The sequence below is a fragment of the bacterium endosymbiont of Bathymodiolus sp. 5 South genome, from assembly GCF_900128535.1.
GTDB lineage: Bacteria > Pseudomonadota > Gammaproteobacteria > PS1 > Pseudothioglobaceae > Thiodubiliella.
This window is the reverse complement of record NZ_FQTR01000159.1, coordinates 1-3,752: the sequence shown is the minus strand read 5'-3', so window position 1 is coordinate 3,752 and position 3,752 is coordinate 1. Positions and strand designations below refer to the sequence as shown.

3 protein-coding genes and 1 pseudogene are annotated in these 3,752 nt (G+C 31.9%); all 4 read right to left on the bottom strand.

The window, feature by feature from the left end; genetic code table 11:
- Positions 1–219: 219 nt before the first annotated feature.
- Positions 220–333 (bottom strand): annotated as a pseudogene (locus BBROOKSOX_RS09490) (FAD-linked oxidase C-terminal domain-containing protein); the annotation flags it as partial.
- Positions 334–542: 209 nt separating this feature from the next.
- Positions 543–1,520 carry a virulence RhuM family protein gene (locus BBROOKSOX_RS09485; protein ID WP_139661388.1) on the bottom strand — a complete coding sequence of 326 codons (978 nt, stop codon included), beginning with the start codon at positions 1,518–1,520 and terminating at the stop codon, positions 543–545.
- Positions 1,521–3,227: an ATP-dependent nuclease gene (locus tag BBROOKSOX_RS09480; protein ID WP_139661385.1), complete on the bottom strand. Its 1,707-nt coding sequence runs from the start codon at positions 3,225–3,227 to the stop codon at positions 1,521–1,523. It abuts the gene before it with no gap.
- A gap of 104 nt (positions 3,228–3,331) precedes the next feature.
- Positions 3,332–3,752, bottom strand: a 421-nt coding sequence (locus tag BBROOKSOX_RS09475) for a dehydrogenase (protein ID WP_139661383.1), incomplete at its 5' end; no start/stop codon positions are given.

Below are 3,752 nucleotides of genomic sequence, written 5' to 3'. Positions count from 1 at the left end.
TGCATAAATAGGGATGATTAGCAAAATCCAATTTTTGCCCAATTGGTGATTTCTTTAAACCTTGTCCTAGCAGGGCTAAGGCTGGGTTTAAAAAATCGCCAAGTGGGTGAAAAGTGGGTTTCTGATGTTTGTTCCTATTTATACAAAGGTCTCCGATCTACTAAAAAACTCCTCTCGGGTCAAATACTTGCTTTAATTTCTGTTCAATCTCAACTCTTAATGCTCACCCGTAATTGTGCCGCCCATATCCACACTAAGTTTTAAGATTTCTGTGCCAAATTCTTCCGTTTTTTCTAACTCACCTACCACATTAGCGTCATACAAAATCAGGGGACAACCTGCCTACCTCAGAGAAAGTGGACTTGCACCCTTTCCACAAATTAGAATTAAAGGAAATTCAAGCGTCCTTTTTTTTATTGCCCAACAATTGATAAGTCGGATAAGTTACCAAGCAAAATCCGCAATACACGCACTTGCGAATAATATCATTGGCTTTCAGGTTTTGAATGTCTATTGTTTGCATTTTTCTTTGGTAAGCCTCATTACTTCAGGTCGTTAACTTTTCTCTCAAGTTGCCTAATAAAATCTTTTTCAACTTGTGTGATTCTATTGCTTATTTGCTCTTTATAAATTTCATATTCACGATGTGCTTTTTTGATGGCTTGTTGATGACTGATGACCCCAGAATGTTGCAAAACATTTTTATTAGTCATTTTCAAAAAAGTATCTAATTGCTTAATCCAATCAGCCATATACATTGGTGTGCGGTCTAAGGCTTGTATTTCTGCAATTTCCAAAAATGCTGTTACCATTCGGCTCAACATATCCAACTCGTCTTTTGTAAGATAATTTTTAGCAGTTTCAGCTTCCTTTTTTGATGGTATTTCACCTTTAAAATTGGTTAACCCCATGTGTTCTTTTGACGAATTTACTCGTTTATAGACTGTTTCTGCTGCTGTTTCTCCGTGACTTGCCCAATGCATTTTATTTTGTATGGTTTCAAACACCTTTACAGATTGTTCTGTTTTAGGATCATAATCAATACTTGTGGCGTAAATCTCTAAAACCTTACGCCAAAATACCTTTTCCGACGAACGAATATCACGGATTCGCGCCAAAAGCTCATCAAAGTAATTCCCTCCGCCCGCTTCTTTGAGTAGTTCGTCATTCATGGCAAAACCTTTTATCAAATACTCTTTGATAAGTGCCGTCGCCCATTTCCTAAAATGCACTCCCTGATGTGATTTGACTCTGTAACCTACCGAAATAACCACATCGAGATTGTAAAATTTAACAGATTTATCCGAATTTTCAATGTGCAAGTTTTGCACATTGCTTTTTTGCTCTAATTCCCCATCACTAAAAATATTACCGATATGCTTGGTAATAACACTCCTATCTTTGTCAAAAAGCGCTGCTATTTGTTTTTGATTAAGCCAAACCGTTTCATCTTCAAAATGCGTTTCAATTTTGATTTGTCCATCTTCGGTTTGGTAAATGATAAGTGGAATGGTTTTCATTTATTTTGATATTTGATTTATTACCTTTATTATTAAAACCAAACTATCATTTTTTGCGATAGATTGTATAAACTTTTTTTGTTCTTTATTCTTTTTTGAATAATAAAGAAAACTTAAAGATTTTTTTACATCTTTACAGTTAGATATAAGCTTTAATTGCCTTTTATTTTCAGCATTTAAAAAAGATTCCAGTTTAAAGCTATTTTTTGTATTATAAAAATGTATATTATTTTTTATAGAATCTCCAAAATATTCAGTATATCTTATTTTAGCTTTTTTTCCATCAATATCATTATCAAGCAAAACTAAAAAATTCTCAGCAAATGCAATAGCAATACTGATGAGAGAAGAAGAATTTTCAGCTCCAGCGCCTGGAATGAATTTAATATGTTGACTTATATGCTTATATTTTTTTAACAACTCAAATAAATAAAAATCAGTAATTCCTTCTAGTATTACAATATCATCCATAAAATCATGTGCGAAATTTAGATTTAGTGCTTGATATATTGGCGTTAATGCCCCCTTATCTCTTTTTGCCTTACAATCTCCAAAATTGAATGATTTTACTTCTGAGCCTGTTTTTTCTGCAATTCTTATACTACCTAATTCTATAGTTTTAGGATCAAGTAAAAATTGAGAATGAGTACAAAAGATAACTTGATTGTTATTTGATACTTTTTTAAGTTCTTTTAATAATTCTATTTGAGCAGACGAGTGTAAATAAGAACCTGGCTCATCCAATAAAAATAGTGCATTTTCTAAAGTATCACCACTATAATTTGGGTTAAACTTTAATTTCACCATATAATTGAAGAACCATTGAAACCCTTTACTTCTTGAATTAATAGAAAATGTTCTACTTTTATTGCTATTAGATTTATCTTTTACTTTGAATTTAAACACTGAGTTCGACTTATTTTCTAAGATTAACTCTAAATTAGTACTGTCATCGGCTAAATTACCACCTGTATTTTTTAAATTTTTCCACTCTGATATTATTACATCATTTAGTATTGATTGAATATCTGAGAGTATATCTGTCTTTCTATCTTCATCATCTACAGACATATAGGTTTGCAACGGTTTTTGTGTTTCGTTTAAGTTTTCTTGATTGGATCTTTTGAAAACCTCCTCTATAATTTCTTGCCACTCTCTTTTTCTACCCCTTGTTAATTTGCCATCAGTAGCATAGGTGTCTTTAAATTCTATAGATTGCGGAACTCTGTCTGTAAAGTCATCAAAATATAAAACAAATGGAAACTTATTTTTTAAAAAACATGTTACTTTGTTTGTAGTTTGTTCTGTTAAATCATTATTTATGTATTTATATTCGTTGTTATTTGATAATTCTCTAATAAGAATAAATTGTGTTTCGTTATTAAATTTAGACAGTGCATTGTAATCTTCTGAATCTGTATTAATATTGATATCTGCAATTAAACTTTCTATCTCTTGTTGAGTAAGATTTAATGTTGCCGAAACACTACTATCAGTCGTATCAACAGTAGAATATTTATTCTGATATTCTAGATGCTCTCCTTTATTATATTTATCTCTTCTAAAATCAAAAGCTAGAATGGCTTGTAGTATAGATGTTTTCCCAGACTCATTAATTCCAATTATTGGAATTAATGAATACCTTAAAGATATATCTATTTCTTTTATTGCTCTATAATTTTTAATAGAAAAATGCTTAACATTCATATTATTTCCTCATTTTGTATTTTTACTCATATTTTGCTCGATATTAATTTAGGTAACAATGCACACCTCAATTTCTAAATAATCCTTCTCACAATAACACTACACTATTGAAATATCCCCCTAGGGTCAAACACCTGCTTTAATTTATTTTCAATCTCAGTTCTTAACACTGATTTATTCTCTAATTTGACAGCTGCATTGAGTTTGCCAACATAGGTATCTGGCATTACTTTAAAACTGATTTGTGTTACCATTGCCAGTTGTCCTTTTGAACCAACCAATAAACGCGCCACATCATAACCGGCGACATTTTTCATCACCTGACCGCCAAAATTTAAGAGTGCGCCGGTGCCATCGATAATTTGTACGCCTAATACGCTATCGGATATATCTTGAGCGCCATTAGCATACACGGCACCAATACTCATATCGTCATTGTTGGTATAAAAAGATAAGGCTTGATTGTTTTTCTTGAGTTGTTTTTTAATCTCAGAAATTGGCGTGCCTGCTTTTACCGTCATCACC

What these genes read in the sequence shown, in the direction of transcription:
- BBROOKSOX_RS09485 (WP_139661388.1), bottom strand. Translation starts at nt 1,520, where the DNA reads ATGAAAACCATTCCACTTATCATTTACCAAACCGAAGATGGACAAATC.
- BBROOKSOX_RS09480 (WP_139661385.1), bottom strand. Translation starts at nt 3,227, where the DNA reads ATGAATGTTAAGCATTTTTCTATTAAAAATTATAGAGCAATAAAAGAA.